A 15660-nucleotide genomic window follows, 5' to 3' on the forward strand; every position below is an offset into this window, starting at 1 on the left:
TGATGCATCTGGACGGTAGTCCACAAGAGCGAATCTCAGATCGAGCGCACGCCGCGTCGCCCACGGCGTCGGAGCCGCGTCCAGCCAAGGTCATTGCGTTCTGGGGTTGCTGCTGGTCACGGCGGTGATGAGGTCGTGTGGGCGGCGGTTGGCGCGTCTGGTGGCGCGGACCACGTTGGTTGTGTCGCCGTTGGTGCGGTGGTCGCCGCTGAAGAAAAACGCGAACCCCCGCCGCGCGATACTCCGGCAGCGTCATCTCGCCCCTGGGTTCCTCGGCCGATGTCGGTGTCGGACGCTGCATATCCAGTGATCAGGTGAACCAGCGGGGCGCGAACCGGCCGGAGCGCCGAGGTGGAACCTCGGCTGAATGGCAGGCCGGTCGAGACCGCTCGCGCCCGGCACGGCCGGCTCAATTCCATCAGGACCCTCATGATCTGCGATCCGCGGCAGGCTGCTGCGCTCTGCGGCAAGACGCTCCAAGCGCGCATCAGCCGGGCAGCGAGCCTCCGGGTCCGGCACCAGTCGTCAAGGTCGGCCATCAGCTGATGTCGGCCCCCGGGAACTGACCCGGTCGGTGGCGCGCAATGACGCCGCTGGCGAGCGGCCACCCGCCGGTTGGCCGTCGTCAGGACTGGGCTGCGTCGATGCGGTTGATGAGCAGCTGGACCGCCGCGGCGGCCCGGTGCACATCGGCTGGTACGTAGTCTTCGAGGCCCTCGGCTGCCGCCGGGTATAGGTCCACCCAGACGGCGGGCACCTGCAGCACCGGCGGCCACGAATGACGTGCGCGTGCCGCGAAGACCTGCTCGCAGGCTTCCCGTACTGCAGAGAGTTGCTCATCAGCAACGAGTGGTTCTATCAGCAGTAGGTCCACCAGGTCGCGGGCGCGCGTGTTCACCACACCGGGGGTTAGCGGATCGGTGCAGGCGTGGATTTTCTGGGCGATCTGGAAGCGGATCGACAGGCAGGGAACCGGTGCGGCGGGCTCGAACCCAAGGCCGTCAAGCGGCGGCGCACTGACTTCGTCGTACTCGGCCGCCGCGCCTGCTTCGGCGGCGCTGATTTCGACGGGGACGGTGGCGAACGGCTTGCCGCGGAAGCTGAGCTTGACCTCGAAACGGCGGGGCTTGACGGCCAGGCCAGGGATATCTACCTCGGCATAGCGGGTGACGCGACCGGTGAAGCCGGCCCATGGGATCTTGACCGCCTCGTCCGCGAGGGACATGAAGTCAGCGAGGTCGCCACGCACGACAGCGTCAAGATCCTTGGAGGTGCGCGATGCAGACAGCCCGAGGCGGAACTCGAGCGCGGTTCCACCTTTGACCAGCAGTGGTGGGCCGCTAATCGGCTGCTCGACCCGGGAGAGCATTTCGGTGACAACCAGGGCGCTGAGCTGACGCTGCACCCGCCCCACGAGCGCTCCCTGGCTCCGGGCAATATTGCGTAGCCGGTCCTGCAGGGAGCGCAGGTTGGTCGGCGGTGATGCGGCACGGCGAGCTGTGGGGACCGGGCGGTCAACAGGGGTGTGACTTTTCACCGGCCGTTCCTGCGGTGCAGCTTTGCGGTTAACTGGCGTCGAAGCTGCGTTGCCTGCGCTGCAGTAAGCAGTCCTTCCCGGCGTGCGGTGGTGATCGCTTGGGTCAGCATCTGGGGATCAATCCCGGAGGCAATGCCGTCACGAACCGCCCGCTCGGCAGTGACGACAGGAATCCCGTCAACCGTGGTTACCTCGCCCGGATCGAGCCTGCGTCGCCACACTCGGTACAGCTCGCCACCGGTTCGCCGGGGCGTATACGTCGAGGGAACGGTGAGGTGTAGCCGCGAGGGGTTGATGTCGCACAGCTGGTGCAGCGCCAGTGCAGAGCCATGCGAAATGATCCCGCGCCCCTCGGCCCACAAGACCGCTTCGGCGTACTCGTCATGTTCGTCCCGAGGAAGGAACGGGACGCGATACAACCCTCGGCCAACTTTCTCCAAGCGCCCCCGGGCGGCCATCTTGCGCAGGTTGGCGCCGTCGATTCCCCGCGCGGTGGCGTCTCGCGTGCGCACGTAGCCATGCTGATCGACGGCTACGTCGACGAGTTCTTCCAGCAGCGAGCGAGTCATGCGCACTAGCGTACCTCACCGGCACGCTAGTGCGCACAGCCCTCGACATGTTCGTGCGCAGAAGCGTACCTCTGTGGCACGTTACTGCGCATCGATCGAGCAGCTGGACAGCACGACCTAGCGGCCCACCTACGACGCTTGGGCGATCACGTGGAGTAGAACCAATCCCGCCATGCCTGTCAGCCTGAAGCTCATGGCGCTGCTGAGATTGGGTAGCAGACCAGCCACGTCCACGGGAGCGGTACGACTTGCCCTGCGATGGGACGTTTATCTAGATGGGTACGGCTACCGTGCGCGATCCATCATCATGGCCAGGTCAGAGAAGGGAGAGGAAAGTCAGAGAAGGAATAGGAACGAATTGCTCCCATCGCCGCCGTTGCGATACAGGACGCTCGACGGGACGGCCACGTCGACCAAGGCCACCGTCACGTGAGCGATCGCGGGCCTCGCCGTCCATGCGCCGGCCGCGGCGATGAACGCCGCAGCCTCCATCGGCTCCCGCCAACCGTTCCCGTCAGCCATTCGTTACTTCCGCCCGGCCCAGCCGGTTGGCCCTCGGCACGACCGGAACGCCTACTGTCGCGACCCGGCCTACCGGTCGACGTTGGTTCATGGCCGTGGCTACGCCTAGATGTCAGACCGGCGACCCATACTCGTACCAAGACAGAGTGGAGGGTCGGTGTCGTCACTGCCAGGCGGAGCAGCGTCCAAGCTCGGTGACCGGTATGAGGGCTGGTGGACGCTATGCCGGGTCGCCGACGTGCTACGAGGACGGGTCCCGAGCCATGGACTCGGCGACATCGCCCGTCACCACCAATGCGCCCCACATTTTCGCCTCAAGCCGCTCGGAAGGACGCGGACGGCCCAAATCGGCAGGTAGAGGCCGCTTTCGCCGTCACCTCTCTCGGCATTTGAGGTGGCCAGTGTGGGGCGGTCCTGTGACCAAAGATCGCAAAAAACCGACACCAGTCGATGACTGATGCCGGTTTACCTGCGTAAACGCAAGTGGAGCCGAGGGGACTCGAACCCCTGACCCCCACACTGCCAGTGTGGTGCGCTACCAGCTGCGCCACGGCCCCTTGCGGTCGTCCCCGGTCGCCCGGGCACGCAGAGAACTATACACACGCCGGCCGGCATGGTCATCTCGCGGGGTACCCGCCGCTCAGTTCAGCGCCACGTCCGGCGGGAAGTGGGCCACCGCCGCCATCATGCCGCCCTGCCGGCGCAGCACCATGGGCCAGAGGTCGTCGGGCCGGTCGACGAACGCGTCCCCGGGCAGGGCGTCGAGGACGAACCAGGACTCCTCCTCGATCTCACGCTCGAGCTGGCCGGCGCCCCAGCCGGCGTACCCGGCGAAGACCCGGATCCCGCCGATTGCCTCGCGCAGCCGCTCGGGGTCGACGGAGAGGTCGATGGTGCCCACCGCGCCGGACACCCGGTGGAAGCCCTTCACTGGCTTGACCGGGTGGCGCATCCGGGCCAGGCAGATGGCCGAGTCGGGCTGCACCGGGCCGCCCTCGAAGAGCACCGCCGGGTCCCGGGCCAGGTCGCTCCAGTCGCCGAGGACATCGGCGACCGGCACCTCGGTGGCCCGGTTCAGCACCACGCCGAGGGCGCCGCTGGCCTCATGAGCGACCAGCAGCACGACCGTACGGTCGAAGTTCGGGTCCTTCAGCGCCGGAGTCGCGACCAGCAGCCGCCCGGTCATGGACTCCATGGCTCGGCCACCGATCGCCTGTCCCTCACCCTGCATGTCCGACACCCGTCAGCCGTACGCCCGTGTGGCGCATCCGACGTCGCCGACCATCCGCGCGGTCAACACCATGCCACGCACATTAGCCTGCGGCTCGCCCGCTGACTAAGGTCTGACGGGCGGGTGATCGCGACAGGATCGAGGGAGCACCGATGGGTCCAACGGCCGAGCTGGCGGTGATCGGTGGGTCGGGCCTCTACGCCCTGCTCGACGGCGCCACCGAACACGTCCTGCAGACGCCGTACGGAGCACCGTCGGACGCGGTCACCATCGCCGAGGTGGGCGGTCGCCGGGTGGCGTTCCTGCCCCGGCACGGACGCGACCACCGCTACCCGCCGCACCTGATCCCGTACCGGGCGAACCTCTGGGCGCTGCGCTCCCTCGGCGTGCGCCAGGTGCTCGCCCCCTGCGCTGTCGGCGGGCTGCGCCCCGAGCTGGGCCCGGGCACCTTCGTGGTGCCGGACCAGCTCGTCGACCGCACCAGCGGGCGCACCCAGACCTACTACGACCAGGGCGCCGTGCACGTCTCGTTCGCCGACCCCTACTGCCCCGTGGGCCGGCGGACGCTGCTCGACGCGGCGGCCGGGCGGGACGTGCCGGCGGTGGACGGCGGGACGGTGGTGGTGGTCGAGGGGCCGCGCTTCTCCACCCGGGCCGAGTCGCGCTGGTTCGCCTCGATCGGCGGCACGGTGGTCAACATGACCGGCCACCCAGAGGCCGTGCTCGCCCGCGAGCTGGCCCTCTGCTACACGTCGATCGCGCTGGTCACCGACCTGGACGCGGGCGTGACGGCCGGTGAGTCGGTCACCCAGGAGGAGGTGTTCCGGGTCTTCGCCGAGAACACCGACCGGCTGCGCGGAGTGCTGCTGGATGCGGTCGCCGCACTGCCGTCCGAGCGGGACTGCCCGTGCGGGAACGCCCTCGACGGGATCAAACTGCCGTTCCCGCTGCCCTGACCGGTGGCCGGCCCGGCCACCGCCCCCACGAGACTCGGGAAGCGCCCGAAAAGCAGGCAACCGCCGGATAGATTCGGTTCGTCGGGGAACTGATCATCGAGCCGTCTCCCCGCACCGTTGGGGGACGGGGGGCAGTCGGCGATGGCAACGGTCCGCGACACCACGTACGACCTGCTGCGCGCCCTGGGGCTGACCACCGTCTTCGGCAACCCCGGCTCCACCGAGGAGCCCTTCCTCCGCGACTTCCCCGCCGACTTCCGCTACGTGCACGCGCTGCAGGAGGCGGCGGCGGTGGCCATGGCCGACGGGTACGCCCAAGCCACCGGCCGGCCCGCGCACGTCAACCTGCACACCGCCCCGGGCACCGGCAACGGGATGGGCAACCTCGTCACCGCCTGGCACAACAAGACCCCGTTGATCGTCAGCGCCGGCCAGCAGACCCGGGAGATGCTGCTGCTCGAACCCCGGCTGGCCAGCCCGCGGGCGGCGGAGCTGACCCAGCCGTACGTCAAGTGGGCCCACGAGCCGGCCCGCGCGCAGGACGTTCCGGCGGCCTTCATGCGGGCGTACGCCACGGCGGTGCAGCCCCCCGCCGGGCCGGTGTTCCTCTCCGTGCCGATGGACGACTGGAACCAGCCCACCGATCCGCCCCCGCAGGTCCGGACGGTGGCCACCCGGACCGCCCCGGACCCGGACCGGCTGCACGGCTTCGCCGCCACCCTCGCGGCCAGCCGCGCCCCGGTGCTCGTGCTCGGCGCGGCGGTGGACCGGGCCGACGCCTGGCCGGCGGCCGTGGCGCTCGCCGAGCGGCTGGCCGCCCCGGTCTGGGCCGCCCCGGCCCCGGAGCGGGCCGTCTTCCCCGAGGACCACCCGCACTTCCGGGGGGTCCTGCCGTACGCGATCGGCCCACTCGCCGGGGCACTGCGCGGACACGACACGGTGCTGGTGGTCGGCGCGCCGGTGTTCCGCTACTACCCGCACGTGCCGGGCGATTACCTGCCGGACGATGCCCGGCTGCTGCACGTCACCGACGACCCGGACGAGTCGGCCCGCGCCCCGGTCGGGGAGAGCCTGCTCGGCGACGCCGGGCTGGCCCTTGCGGGCCTGCTGGAGCTGCTGCCGCCGGCGGACCGGCCAGCGCCATCGACCCGGACGGAGCCGGAGACGCCGGAGGCGACCAGCCCGCCGAGCGCCGACGGGCTCTTCGCCGCGCTGGCCCGGCACTGGCCGGCCGACGGGGTGCTGGTGCAGGAGTCACCGTCCAACCTGGCCGCGCTGCGCCGCCGGCTGCGGATCAACCGGCCCCGGTCGTACTTCACCATGGCCAGCGGCGGCCTCGGGTTCGGGCTGCCGGCAGCGGTCGGGATCGCCCTGGCCGAACGGGACACCGGCCGCGGCCGGCCGGTCGTGGCCGTGGTCGGCGACGGCTCCTTCCACTACTCCGTGCAGGCGCTGTGGACCGCCGCGCAGCTGCGCCTGCCGCTCGCCGTGGTGGTCCCGGTCAACCACCAGTACGCCATCCTCAAGGCGTTCGCCGAGCTGAAGCACACCCCGGGGGTGCCCGCGCTGGACCTGCCCGGGCTGGACGTCGCCGCGATCGCCCACGGCTACGGCTGCGCGTCCGCCGTGGTGGACCCGCTGGACCGGCTCGGGGAGGCGCTCGACGCGGCCCTGGTCGCCGACCGGCCGACGGTGCTGCCGGCGCCGATCAGCACCGAGCTGCCCCGGATCCTGTGAGCGTCACCGCCGTACCAGGGTGAGGGCGGTGCCGCTGCCCACGTCGAGCACCGTCCGGGCACCCAGGGGCGCCTTCAGGGTGACGCTCACCGGTTTCAGCTCCAGCTGCGCCGTGCAGATCCCGGTCGACCGGACCACCCCGGCGCCGAGCACCACCACGTCGTCCCGCTCCAGCACCAGCGGGGTGACGCCGCTGTCGCACGCGCCCACCCCAACCCGGTAATCCAGGCGGGCGCCGTCCACGGCGTCGAGGGTCTGCACGGCCACCACCCCGTCGGGCAGCGGCCGGGTGGGCGCCACGGCCTCCGGCTCGGCGCCGACCGCGCGCGGCGCGACCGCCAGCCGGGCCACCGGCACCCGCAGTTCCGCCACGGTGAACAGCCAGGCCGGCACCTCGGCCACGCCCCGGCTGGTCCGCACCGAGGCGCTGCCCAGCTTCACCCCGGTGACCGTCAGCGGAATGCAGGGGGTGTCCACGTGGGTGGCGACCGGGCTGTCCGGCCCCGGGCGGGTGGGCAGCAGGCCGTCCGGTCCCGGCTCGATGGTCGGCCCGCCGTCCTTGAGCCGCCCCGGCCCGGTGGTGGGCGGCGCCATCGGCCGCCCGTCGCACGTCGGCGGGTCCCCCTGGTGGAGCTGTGCGTACGCGTCGGCGGCGCTGATCAGCGGCGCTTGCAGGGTGCCGTCGGGGAACCGGATCGTCCCGTCGGCCGGCGTGGCGGTGGGCAGGGCGATCTGGTCCCGGTACCAGCCGAGGAGGAACGCCTGCTTGGTGTCGCCGGTGAAGCCCGGCTCCCCGGTCAACACGGTGGCGTCCTCGAGCGGCACGTAGCCGCTGCGCCACACCTCGCCCGGCCGCCAGGCGTCGGCCACCTCGCCAGCCCGCTGGTGGAACGCCTCCCAGCGGTGGTCGAGAGGATCGACCGACGGCCTGGCAGGAGCGGAGCCGGGCGCGGCACAGCCGGCGAGGAGCAGAAGCGGCAACCCCAGCAGAGCGATCGTGCGACGCATGCCGGTTGGACGGCGCGCCCCTGCCCACGGTTCCGCTGGTCAGGTCTCCCCGCCCAGGTCCGTCTGGTACGCCTCCCAGAGCAGATCCGCGCCCCGCTGCCGGTGCCGGTCGAGGGCCCGCAGCAGGTGCCCGACCCGTTCGCGCAGCTCCTCGGCGGGCACGCCAGGCAGCTCGACGGCGTGTTGGAGGGCGAGGAGCGCCGCGGCGATGGCGGCGTGCTCGTGGGTCAGCCGGCGTACCCCCCGGTCCAGCCGGGGCGCCTGGAGGAGCAGTTCGGCGTAGAGGCCACTGGGGCCCTCGGTGAGCCGGACGTGCTCGGCGAAACCGCGCCGGACCGGGCCGAGCTGGACGACCAGATGCTCCCGCCAGCGCGGCTGCTCGGCCGGCCCGGCGAGCACCCGGGCGAGGGCGTGCAGGTCGCCGGGGAGCGCGGGTCCCGGCTGGCGCGCGGCGGGCGGTCGGCCCGCCGCGGCGACGGTGGACGGCTGCTGGATCGGACCGGTGACCATGGGCACCTCCCGCTGCTGCGCTTCCGCGTACAGCGATGGTGGACCTGGTCGGGCGGGCTGTCCAGAGTGACCCGGTGCCTCATCTGTCCCATTCGCCCCAGCGGCCCCAGCCGTCCCAAACGCCTCACCGACCCAGCGGATTGCCCGCCATGTCGCGGAGCTGACCGGCCAGGACGTGCGCGTCGGCGTCCCGGCCCTGGTCGGGCCGGCCGGCGGTGATCGCGTCGGCGAGCGCCCGCAGCTCGTACGGCGGCAGGGTGTCCAGCCCCATGCCCTGCAACGGGATGGTGACCTGTCGGCCGGTCTCCCGGTCGCGCGCGACCACGGTCGGCACCCGCAGCACCGCGTCGTTGCCGCCCCGGTAGGCGACCGCCCCGCCCCGCACCTCGGCGGTGGCCAGGTCGACGGTGCGGGTGGCGAGCGCGCCGCGTACGGAGGCCCGGGTCCCCTCCAGCCAGGCGGCGGTACGCAGCACCCGCAGCAGCAGGTAGAGGCCGAGCAGCACGATCGGCAGGCCGCAGAGCCCGACGAACCGGACCGGCCCTGCCGGAGCGCTGTCGTTCAGCGCCGGTGGGAGCATGTCGGGCGGCAGGTCCCGCGCCTCGTCGTACGAGGGGAAGGGATCACCGTAGCCGGTCATCCGGCGCAGCAACTGGTCGGCGAAGACCGGCAGCAGCACGAACACCGCCCCGAAGGCGGTGCACAGGACACCCACCACCGCCGCGAAGGCGCGCTGGCCGGGCGCGGCGCCCACGGAGAGCCGGACCTTCTCGTTCATCACACGCGGCAGCATAGATGCCGGCGGCCAAAGGGGGCCGGAGACGACTGTGCGCCCCGGTCCGGGTGGACCGGGGCGCACAGGTCAGGTGGTGGAGGTGCCGGGAATCGAACCCGGGTCCTTCGCCGCCTTGTCAGGGCTTCTCCGAGCGCAGCTCGCTGTGCCTCTACTCGGCCCCTCCGATCACGCGAGCGAGTCGGTGTGACGGGCCCAGTCGCTGATTGATCTCGCCGCACGGACCCCGCGACCGGGTCCGATTGGCCAGCCCTCTAGCTGATGCCGGCTAACTGGGTCGAAGGCGCTCCCAGGCCGACAGACTTGCTACTCGCCTCAGGCGGCGAGAGCGAAGTCAGCGCGATTGTTCTTGGCGCTTATTGGTTTCCGACGACCGATTCACGAGACGACGTCGGCTTCCTCGGCTCGCTTCCCCTGCCGCAACGTACGAAGTCGAAACCAGTCACCCCCTCGACGGGCTGCCCCTGTCGGCAGCACCACCAAGCCTAACGCCTGCCACAACCGGATTCATCCCGAGGGCGGCCGGATCATGGATCCGGACGCCAAGGGATGGATCAGTCGTTCATGCCCTTACCGCGCCGGCCGACCGCCCGGGCCATCTCCCGGTCGGCGTCCCGCTTGGCAAGGTCCTGGCGCTTGTCGTACGCCTTCTTGCCCCGGGCCACGCCGATCTCCACCTTCGCCCAGCCGTCGGAGAAGTAGACCTGCAACGGCACCAGGGTGAGACCGCTCTCCTGGGTCTTGCCGATCAGCCGGTCGATCTCCAGCCGCTTGAGCAGCAGCTTCCGGGTACGCCGGGGCTCGTGGTTGGTCCAGGTGCCCTGGGTGTACTCCGGGATGTGCATGCCGTGCAGGTAGAGCTCGCCGTCACGTTCCTGGGCGAACGCGTCGACCAGCGACGCCCGGCCGGCCCGCAGCGACTTGACCTCGGTGCCGGTCAACGCCATGCCCGCCTCGTACGTGTCGAGGATGGCGTAGTCGTGGCGCGCCTTCTTGTTGGAGGCGACCACCTTGCGGCCCTTTTCCCGTGGCATCGGCGCCACCTCCCTTCCACTCGTCCGCGACCACCGGCCGCGGAGCGGGATCATGCTACCCGAATGACAAGGACCCTCCCGCGCCGTTTATTCCGGCGCGGGAGGGCCCTCGGAGAGCCGTCGCGCTGACTAGACCCGCAGGTAGAAGCGGAGCGTGACCCAGGCGGTGACCGCGCTGACCAGGCCGCCGACGCCGGCCATCAGCGGGAACATCAGGAAGATCTCGGACCAGGAGACCGGCGTGATCAGGCCCTCCACGGCCGCCATCGACCCGCCCGCGGCCACGACCTTCAGGCCGATCAGGGCCAGCAGGCCGAGGAACGAACCGATCAGGCCGGCGACGATGGCCTCCAGCACGAACGGGGCCTGGATGAACCAGTTGGAGGCACCGACCAGTTTCATGACCGCGACCTCGCGCCGCTTGCTGTACGCGGCGACCTGGATGGTGTTCGCGACCAGCAGCAACGCGGCGACCGCCATCACCACGGCGATGGCCAGCGCGAAGTTCTGGATGCCGGTGAGGACGTTGAAGACCTTGTCGAGGAGCTTGCTCTGGTCGACGATCGTGTCGATCCCCTCGGCGGTCTTGTACTCGTCGTAGATGCTCTTGTACTGCTCCGGGTTGTTCAGCTTGATCCGGAACGACGGCGGCAGGCTGTCCTCCTTGACCGCGCTGATCAGGTCGGGCGCGTCCTGGAACATCTCCTGGAAGCGCTTGTACGCCTCCGTCTTGTCGACGTAGGTGACCTCCTTGACCAGCGGGTCGGACTTCAGCTTGGCCTCGAGGTCGCCTCGCTGCTGGTCGTTGACGTCGGTCTTCAGGAAGATCGAGACCTGGACGTTCTCGTAGTAGAGGTCCTTCATGTCGCCGACCTTCTGGTACAGAAGGCCGCTACCACCCAGCATGAACAGCGACACACCCATCGTGATGATCATCGCGATGGTCATGGTGACGTTGCGCCACAGTCCGACCAGTACCTCGGAAAGGACGTACTTCATCCGCATCGGGAAATTCCTCCGGCTCTCCGGCGTGAGGTGTTCGTCGTCAGGATCTACGGATCGTCAGCGGGGCGACGGCTCAGCCGTAGACGCCGCGAGCCTGGTCGCGCACGATGCGGCCGCTCTCGATCTCGATGACGCGACGGCGCATCTGGTTCACGATGTTGGAGTCGTGTGTGACCATCACGACGGTCGTGCCGGTGCGGTTGATCCGGTCCAGCAGGCGCATGATCTCGATCGACGTGTCCGGGTCGAGGTTTCCGGTGGGCTCGTCCGCCAGCAGGATCAGCGGCCGGTTCACGAACGCCCGGGCCACCGCGACCCGCTGCTGCTCACCACCGGAGAGCTCGTGGGGGTAGCGGTGCTCCTTCCCACCGAGGCCGACCAGCTCCAGCACCTCCGGAACGACCCGGCGGGCGACCGCCTTGGTCTTGCCGATCACCTCCAGCGCGAACGCCACGTTCTCGTAGGCGGTGCGGTTCGGCAGCAGGCGGAAGTCCTGGAAGACGCAGCCGATGGAGCGCCGGAAGTGGGGTCGCTTCCAGGAGCGCATCGACGTGACGTCCTTGCCGTTGACGACGACCCGCCCCTTGTTGGGGGTGACCTCGTGCAGCAGCATCTTGATGATCGTGGACTTGCCGGAGCCGGATGGACCGATGAAGAAGACGAACTCGCCCTTCTCAATCGAGACGGACACGTTGTCGAGCGAAGGCCGGGACGCCTTCGGGTACGTCTTCGTCACTTGCTCAAGCTGAATCACGGGTCGAGAGTCTACGCGGTGTAACTGGCGAGCCAAGCCCCACGCCCCGCCGAAGCGAGTCGCGTCATCGATTCACCCGGTCACACAGAGATCGACGACGCGTTCCGTCGGAGGCCGATCACGCACCGTCAGCGCTGAGCTGCTGCTGCTTACGCCACCGGATGCCGGCCTCGATGAAGCTGTCCAGCTCACCGTCGAACACCGAGGACGGATTGCCCGTCTCCTGCTCGGTACGCAGATCCTTCACCATCTGATACGGGTGCAGGACGTACGAGCGCATCTGGTCGCCCCACGAGCCAGCGGCGTCGGTCTTCAGGCCCTGGAGCTTGGCCTGCTCCTCCTGGCGCTTGCGCTCCAGCAGCCGGGCCTGGAGCACCCGCAGCGCGGAGGCCTTGTTCTGCAGCTGCGACTTCTCGTTCTGGCAGGTGACCACGATGCCGGTCGGGATGTGGGTGATCCGCACCGCCGAGTCGGTGGTGTTGACGCTCTGCCCGCCCGGGCCGGAGGACCGGTAGACGTCGATCCGCATCTCGTTCTCGGGGATCTCGATGTGGTCGGTCTGCTCGACGACCGGCAGCACCTCGACGCCGGCGAAGCTGGTCTGCCGCCGCCCCTGGTTGTCGAACGGGCTGATCCGGACCAGCCGGTGGGTGCCGGACTCGACGCTCAGCGTGCCGTACGCGTAGGGCACCTTGACGGTGAAGGTGGCCGACTTGAGACCCGCCTCCTCGGCGTACGAGGTCTCGTAGACCTCGGTCGGGTAGCCGTGCCGCTCGGCCCAGCGCAGGTACATCCGCAGCAGCATCTCGGCGAAGTCCGCGGCGTCCACACCACCCGCGCCGGCCCGGATCGCGACCAGCGCCTCCCGGGAGTCGTACTCCCCGGAGAGCAGGGTCCGCACCTCCATCTCCTGGATGGCCTTGGTCAGCCCGGTGATCTCCACCTCGACCTCGGCGAGCGTGCCCGGGTCGGACTCGGCCTGGGCCAGTTCCAGCAGCACGCCGGCGTCATCCAGCCGGGCGCGGAGGTCGGAGAGCTTGTTGATCTCGCCGTTGACGTACGACAGCTGCGACGTCACCTGCTGCGCCTTGGCCTGGTCGTCCCAGAGGTCGGGCGCGGAGGCCTCCTGCTCCAGGCGGCCCTTCTGCTCGCGCAGCTTGTCGAGATCGAGGACGGCCTCGATGTTGCGCAGGGTGGCGTCGAGTTCCTTGAGCTGTTCGGCGTAGTCGGCAGCGGTCACGACAGACAAGCGTACTTGGCCGCTCGGCGTCCGCTCACCTCAGATGCCTCTACCCGCGCTGGTCATCCGCCGACCGGGGCGGACTTGAGCCAGGACAGCGCCGCCTTGTGGTACGCGACGGCGAACTCCAGCGCGCTGGCGTCGTACGCCTCGCCGTCCTTCTTGGCGTTCTTGACCTGCTCACGCGCCGCCGCGAGGGCCTCGGAGTGGTACTCGTTCGCCGAGGCGTAGAGGTTCTTGAGCTGGCTCGGCGAGTGCAGGTCGCCGAACGCGATCCGCAACGCGGTCGGGTTACGAATCGTGTCCCGCCCGGGGTTCTCCGCCAGCCAGCGGGAGAATGTCCGCTTCCCGGCCGCGGTGAGCCCGTACGGCTGGCTCATCCGCGGCCCGGGCTTGCCGAGCCGCACCAGCCCCTTCTCGGCCAGCACCGGAAGCTCCCGGTAGACCTGGCTGCGGGTCATTGACCAGTACGGCGCCAGCCGCCGCTCAGCGGCGGCCATCAGCTGGCCGCCTGTCATCGGTCCTTCGTGCAGCAGACCCAGCAGGGCCGCGGCCGTCGGGTTGACTCCGGATTCCGCCATGCCCTCTAAGCTGCCACTTTGCCCGACCCGGCGTCCAGGATTTCCGGTTTTCGCCACCCGTTGGGTCGTCCGATGTGCACTGTCGGCCGACGACAGTCCGCCGGGGACGCCCACACCCTCCCCCGGCCGGCCGGCCGCCGGTGACGCTCCGTGCGCCACCGGCGACCATCAGCAGGTCAGCCCATGTGCGGGTACGCGTGGTCGGTCGGCGGAACGAAGGTCTCCTTGATCGTCCGCGGCGACATCCAGCGGACCAGGTTGTGCCAGGAGCCGGCCTTGTCGTTGGTGCCGCTGGCCCGGGCGCCGCCGAAAGGCTGCTGCCCGACCACCGCACCGGTCGGCTTGTCGTTGATGTAGAAGTTGCCGGCCGCGTACCGCATCTTCTCGGCCACCTGGTCGACCACCCGACGGTCGGTCGCGAAGATCGCCCCGGTCAGCGCGTACGGGGCAATCGCCTCGGCCTGGGCGACCACCTCGTCGAACCGGGCGTCCTCGAAGACGTGCACGCCCAGGATCGGCCCGAAGTATTCGGTGGTGAAGGTCTCGTGTGCGGAGTCGGAGCACTCGAACAGCGTCGGCCGGACGAAGTAGCCGACCGAGTCGTCGGCGGTGCCGCCAGCCAGGACCCGGCAGGTGTCGTCGCCGCTGATCAGCTCCAGCGCGGCCTGGTGCCGGCCGAACGCCTTGTCGTCGATGACCGCGCCGCCGAAGTTGCGGAAGTCGGTGACGTCGCCGTACGCCAGCGAGTCGGCGGTGGCGGCGAGCCGGTCCCGCAGCCCACCCTCCCAGATCGACCGCGGGACGTACGCCCGCGACGCGGCCGAGCACTTCTGGCCCTGGTACTCGTAGGCGCCCCGGATCAGCGCGGTGTGCAGGGCGTCCACGTCCGCGCTGGCGTGCGCGACCACGAAGTCCTTGCCGCCGGTCTCGCCGACCAGCCGCGGGTAGCCCCGGTAGCGGGCGATGTTCTCGCCGACCGTCCGCCACAGGTGCTGGAACACCTTGGTCGACCCGGTGAAGTGGATGCCGGCCAGGTCCGGGTCGGCGAGCACCACGTCGGAGACCTCCTCGCCGCGCCCGGTGACCATGTTGATGACGCCGGGCGGCAGCCCGGCCGCCTCGAACAGCCGCATGGTGAAGTGCGCGGCGAACTGCTGGGTCGGGCCCGGCTTCCAGACCACCGTGTTGCCGAGCAGGGCCGGCGCCGACGGCAGGTTGCCGGCGATCGCGGTGAAGTTGAACGGGGTGACCGCGTAGACGAAGCCCTCCAGCGGCCGGTGATCGAGGCGGTTCCACACCCCCGGCGAGGACATCGGCTGCTCCGCCAGCAGCTTGCGGGCGAAGTGCACGTTGAACCGGAGGAAGTCGATGAACTCGCAGGCCGAGTCGATCTCGGCCTGGACCACCGTCTTGGACTGGCCGAGCATGGTGGCCGCGTTGAGCGTGTCCCGCCACGGGCCGGAGAGCAGGTCGGCGGCGCGCAGGAAGATCGCGGCCCGCTCCTCGAACGGCAGCGCCCGCCACATCGGGGCCGCGTCCTTGGCGGCCTTGACCGCGCCGCGGGCGTCGTCGTGGGTGGCGTGCCCGGTGATGCCGAGCACGTGGGCGTGCTTGTGCGGCTGGACCACCTTGATCGGGTCACCGCCGGCCATCCGCTGCTCACCGGCGATGGTCATCGGCAGCTCGATCTGCGCGGCGGCCAGCTCGGTCAGCCGCCGCTGGAGCCGCTTTCGGTCGGCGCTGCCGGGCTCGTAGGTGTGGACCGGCTCGTTGCGCGGCTCGGGTACGGAGAACACGGCGTCCATCACGGCTCCTGTGCGATCTCGACGGCGGTGGCGAAATCGGACCCGCTGGCACCGACCGGGCGGCCGGGTGCCGAGCACCGCGCGGCGGACCGGTGCGGCGGCGGGACCTCGGCCAATTCTTCCATGCGACACCCCCCGCTCCACCCCCGCCGCCCCCGGCGAACCCCGCCCGCAGCCGACACCCGGACGCACCGGCACACACCGGACCGTAGGCAGCCACCGCCTCCGCCCCGACGATCCCTCAGCCCGCAACCATTCCTGCCTACGATCCGTCACCAGCGGTCTGCGTCGTCGGCCGGGCGGTGAGGAGGCCGCGGATCCCCGTCGGCACCGCCCCGGCGCCGGGCCCACCCGCCCGTCTCAGGCGCCGTCGAGCGT

15 protein-coding genes, 1 tRNA gene and 1 other RNA gene are annotated in these 15660 nt (G+C 70.4%); 2 read left to right on the plus strand and 15 right to left on the minus strand.

Annotated elements, in window-relative coordinates:
• Nucleotides 1-625: 625 nt before the first annotated feature.
• From A6A27_RS02890 to A6A27_RS02910, 5 genes are all read right to left on the minus strand, one after another.
• Nucleotides 626-1414, minus strand: a complete 789-nt coding sequence (locus A6A27_RS02890; protein ID WP_083672384.1) for a nucleotidyl transferase AbiEii/AbiGii toxin family protein — start codon at nucleotides 1412-1414, stop codon at nucleotides 626-628.
• A gap of 119 nt (nucleotides 1415-1533) precedes the next feature.
• Nucleotides 1534-2106, minus strand: a complete 573-nt coding sequence (locus A6A27_RS02895; protein ID WP_073832899.1) for a type IV toxin-antitoxin system AbiEi family antitoxin domain-containing protein — start codon at nucleotides 2104-2106, stop codon at nucleotides 1534-1536.
• 336 nt (nucleotides 2107-2442) lie between these two features.
• Nucleotides 2443-2628 carry a hypothetical protein gene (locus A6A27_RS02900; protein ID WP_073832787.1) on the minus strand — a complete coding sequence of 62 codons (186 nt, stop codon included), beginning with the start codon at nucleotides 2626-2628 and terminating at the stop codon, nucleotides 2443-2445.
• Nucleotides 2629-3112: 484 nt separating this feature from the next.
• Nucleotides 3113-3185: transfer RNA gene (locus A6A27_RS02905), tRNA-Ala, on the minus strand.
• A gap of 83 nt (nucleotides 3186-3268) precedes the next feature.
• Nucleotides 3269-3859, minus strand: coding sequence for a YqgE/AlgH family protein (locus A6A27_RS02910; protein WP_073832900.1), 591 nt, complete (start codon nucleotides 3857-3859; stop codon nucleotides 3269-3271).
• A gap of 152 nt (nucleotides 3860-4011) precedes the next feature.
• On the opposite strand from A6A27_RS02910, the gene A6A27_RS02915 reads away from it, so the two are divergent.
• Complete coding sequence (locus A6A27_RS02915; RefSeq protein WP_073832788.1) at nucleotides 4012-4815, plus strand: S-methyl-5'-thioadenosine phosphorylase; 804 nt, start codon at nucleotides 4012-4014, stop codon at nucleotides 4813-4815.
• Between the two features lie 141 nt (nucleotides 4816-4956).
• The gene (gene mdlC, locus A6A27_RS02920) at nucleotides 4957-6552 is read left to right on the plus strand and encodes a benzoylformate decarboxylase (protein WP_073832789.1); all 1596 of its coding nucleotides are present in this window, start codon (nucleotides 4957-4959) and stop codon (nucleotides 6550-6552) included.
• Nucleotides 6553-6555: 3 nt separating this feature from the next.
• Here mdlC and A6A27_RS02925 read toward each other — a convergent pair whose 3' ends face one another.
• The 10 genes from A6A27_RS02925 to pruA form a co-directional block, all read right to left on the minus strand.
• Complete coding sequence (locus A6A27_RS02925) at nucleotides 6556-7560, minus strand: hypothetical protein (RefSeq protein ID WP_073832790.1); 1005 nt, start codon at nucleotides 7558-7560, stop codon at nucleotides 6556-6558.
• A 39-nt stretch (nucleotides 7561-7599) separates the two neighbouring features.
• Nucleotides 7600-8070 (minus strand): hypothetical protein, encoded by a 471-nt coding sequence (locus A6A27_RS02930; RefSeq protein ID WP_073832791.1) that lies wholly within the window; start codon nucleotides 8068-8070, stop codon nucleotides 7600-7602.
• A 124-nt stretch (nucleotides 8071-8194) separates the two neighbouring features.
• Entirely contained in the window at nucleotides 8195-8848 is a 654-nt protein-coding gene (locus A6A27_RS02935; protein ID WP_143193836.1) for a hypothetical protein, read from the minus strand.
• A gap of 89 nt (nucleotides 8849-8937) precedes the next feature.
• Nucleotides 8938-9313, minus strand: a transfer-messenger RNA (tmRNA) gene (ssrA, locus tag A6A27_RS02940).
• Nucleotides 9314-9417: 104 nt separating this feature from the next.
• A complete protein-coding gene (smpB, locus tag A6A27_RS02945) occupies nucleotides 9418-9897 on the minus strand; it encodes an SsrA-binding protein SmpB (protein ID WP_073832901.1) in 480 nt (159 codons plus the stop codon).
• 129 nt (nucleotides 9898-10026) lie between these two features.
• Entirely contained in the window at nucleotides 10027-10902 is an 876-nt protein-coding gene (gene ftsX, locus A6A27_RS02950) for a permease-like cell division protein FtsX (protein WP_073832793.1), read from the minus strand.
• 73 nt (nucleotides 10903-10975) lie between these two features.
• The gene (gene ftsE / locus A6A27_RS02955; protein WP_073832794.1) at nucleotides 10976-11656 is read right to left on the minus strand and encodes a cell division ATP-binding protein FtsE; all 681 of its coding nucleotides are present in this window, start codon (nucleotides 11654-11656) and stop codon (nucleotides 10976-10978) included.
• Nucleotides 11657-11774: 118 nt separating this feature from the next.
• Nucleotides 11775-12896, minus strand: a complete 1122-nt coding sequence (gene prfB, locus A6A27_RS02960; protein WP_073832795.1) for a peptide chain release factor 2 — start codon at nucleotides 12894-12896, stop codon at nucleotides 11775-11777.
• A gap of 62 nt (nucleotides 12897-12958) precedes the next feature.
• Nucleotides 12959-13477: a PadR family transcriptional regulator gene (locus A6A27_RS02965; protein WP_073832796.1), complete on the minus strand. Its 519-nt coding sequence runs from the start codon at nucleotides 13475-13477 to the stop codon at nucleotides 12959-12961.
• A gap of 176 nt (nucleotides 13478-13653) precedes the next feature.
• The gene (pruA, locus tag A6A27_RS02970) at nucleotides 13654-15282 is read right to left on the minus strand and encodes an L-glutamate gamma-semialdehyde dehydrogenase (protein WP_073832797.1); all 1629 of its coding nucleotides are present in this window, start codon (nucleotides 15280-15282) and stop codon (nucleotides 13654-13656) included.
• Between the last annotated feature and the right edge of the window lie 378 nt (nucleotides 15283-15660).

Origin of the sequence: Micromonospora sp. CB01531, assembly GCF_001905095.1 — a bacterium.
Lineage (GTDB): Bacteria > Actinomycetota > Actinomycetes > Mycobacteriales > Micromonosporaceae > Micromonospora.

Bases quoted from the DNA above. Each gene is read 5' to 3' on its own strand.
- pruA (WP_073832797.1), bottom strand. From the start codon at position 15,282: ATGGACGCCGTGTTCTCCGTACCCGAGCCGCGCAACGAGCCGGTCCAC.
- A6A27_RS02965 (WP_073832796.1), bottom strand. From the start codon at position 13,477: ATGGCGGAATCCGGAGTCAACCCGACGGCCGCGGCCCTGCTGGGTCTG.
- A6A27_RS02935 (WP_143193836.1), bottom strand. From the start codon at position 8,848: ATGAACGAGAAGGTCCGGCTCTCCGTGGGCGCCGCGCCCGGCCAGCGC.
- mdlC (WP_073832789.1), top strand. From the start codon at position 4,957: ATGGCAACGGTCCGCGACACCACGTACGACCTGCTGCGCGCCCTGGGG.
- A6A27_RS02930 (WP_073832791.1), bottom strand. From the start codon at position 8,070: ATGGTCACCGGTCCGATCCAGCAGCCGTCCACCGTCGCCGCGGCGGGC.
- A6A27_RS02900 (WP_073832787.1), bottom strand. From the start codon at position 2,628: ATGGCTGACGGGAACGGTTGGCGGGAGCCGATGGAGGCTGCGGCGTTC.
- ftsX (WP_073832793.1), bottom strand. From the start codon at position 10,902: ATGCGGATGAAGTACGTCCTTTCCGAGGTACTGGTCGGACTGTGGCGC.
- A6A27_RS02895 (WP_073832899.1), bottom strand. From the start codon at position 2,106: ATGACTCGCTCGCTGCTGGAAGAACTCGTCGACGTAGCCGTCGATCAG.
- A6A27_RS02910 (WP_073832900.1), bottom strand. From the start codon at position 3,859: ATGCAGGGTGAGGGACAGGCGATCGGTGGCCGAGCCATGGAGTCCATG.
- A6A27_RS02915 (WP_073832788.1), top strand. From the start codon at position 4,012: ATGGGTCCAACGGCCGAGCTGGCGGTGATCGGTGGGTCGGGCCTCTAC.
- smpB (WP_073832901.1), bottom strand. From the start codon at position 9,897: ATGCCACGGGAAAAGGGCCGCAAGGTGGTCGCCTCCAACAAGAAGGCG.
- A6A27_RS02925 (WP_073832790.1), bottom strand. From the start codon at position 7,560: ATGCGTCGCACGATCGCTCTGCTGGGGTTGCCGCTTCTGCTCCTCGCC.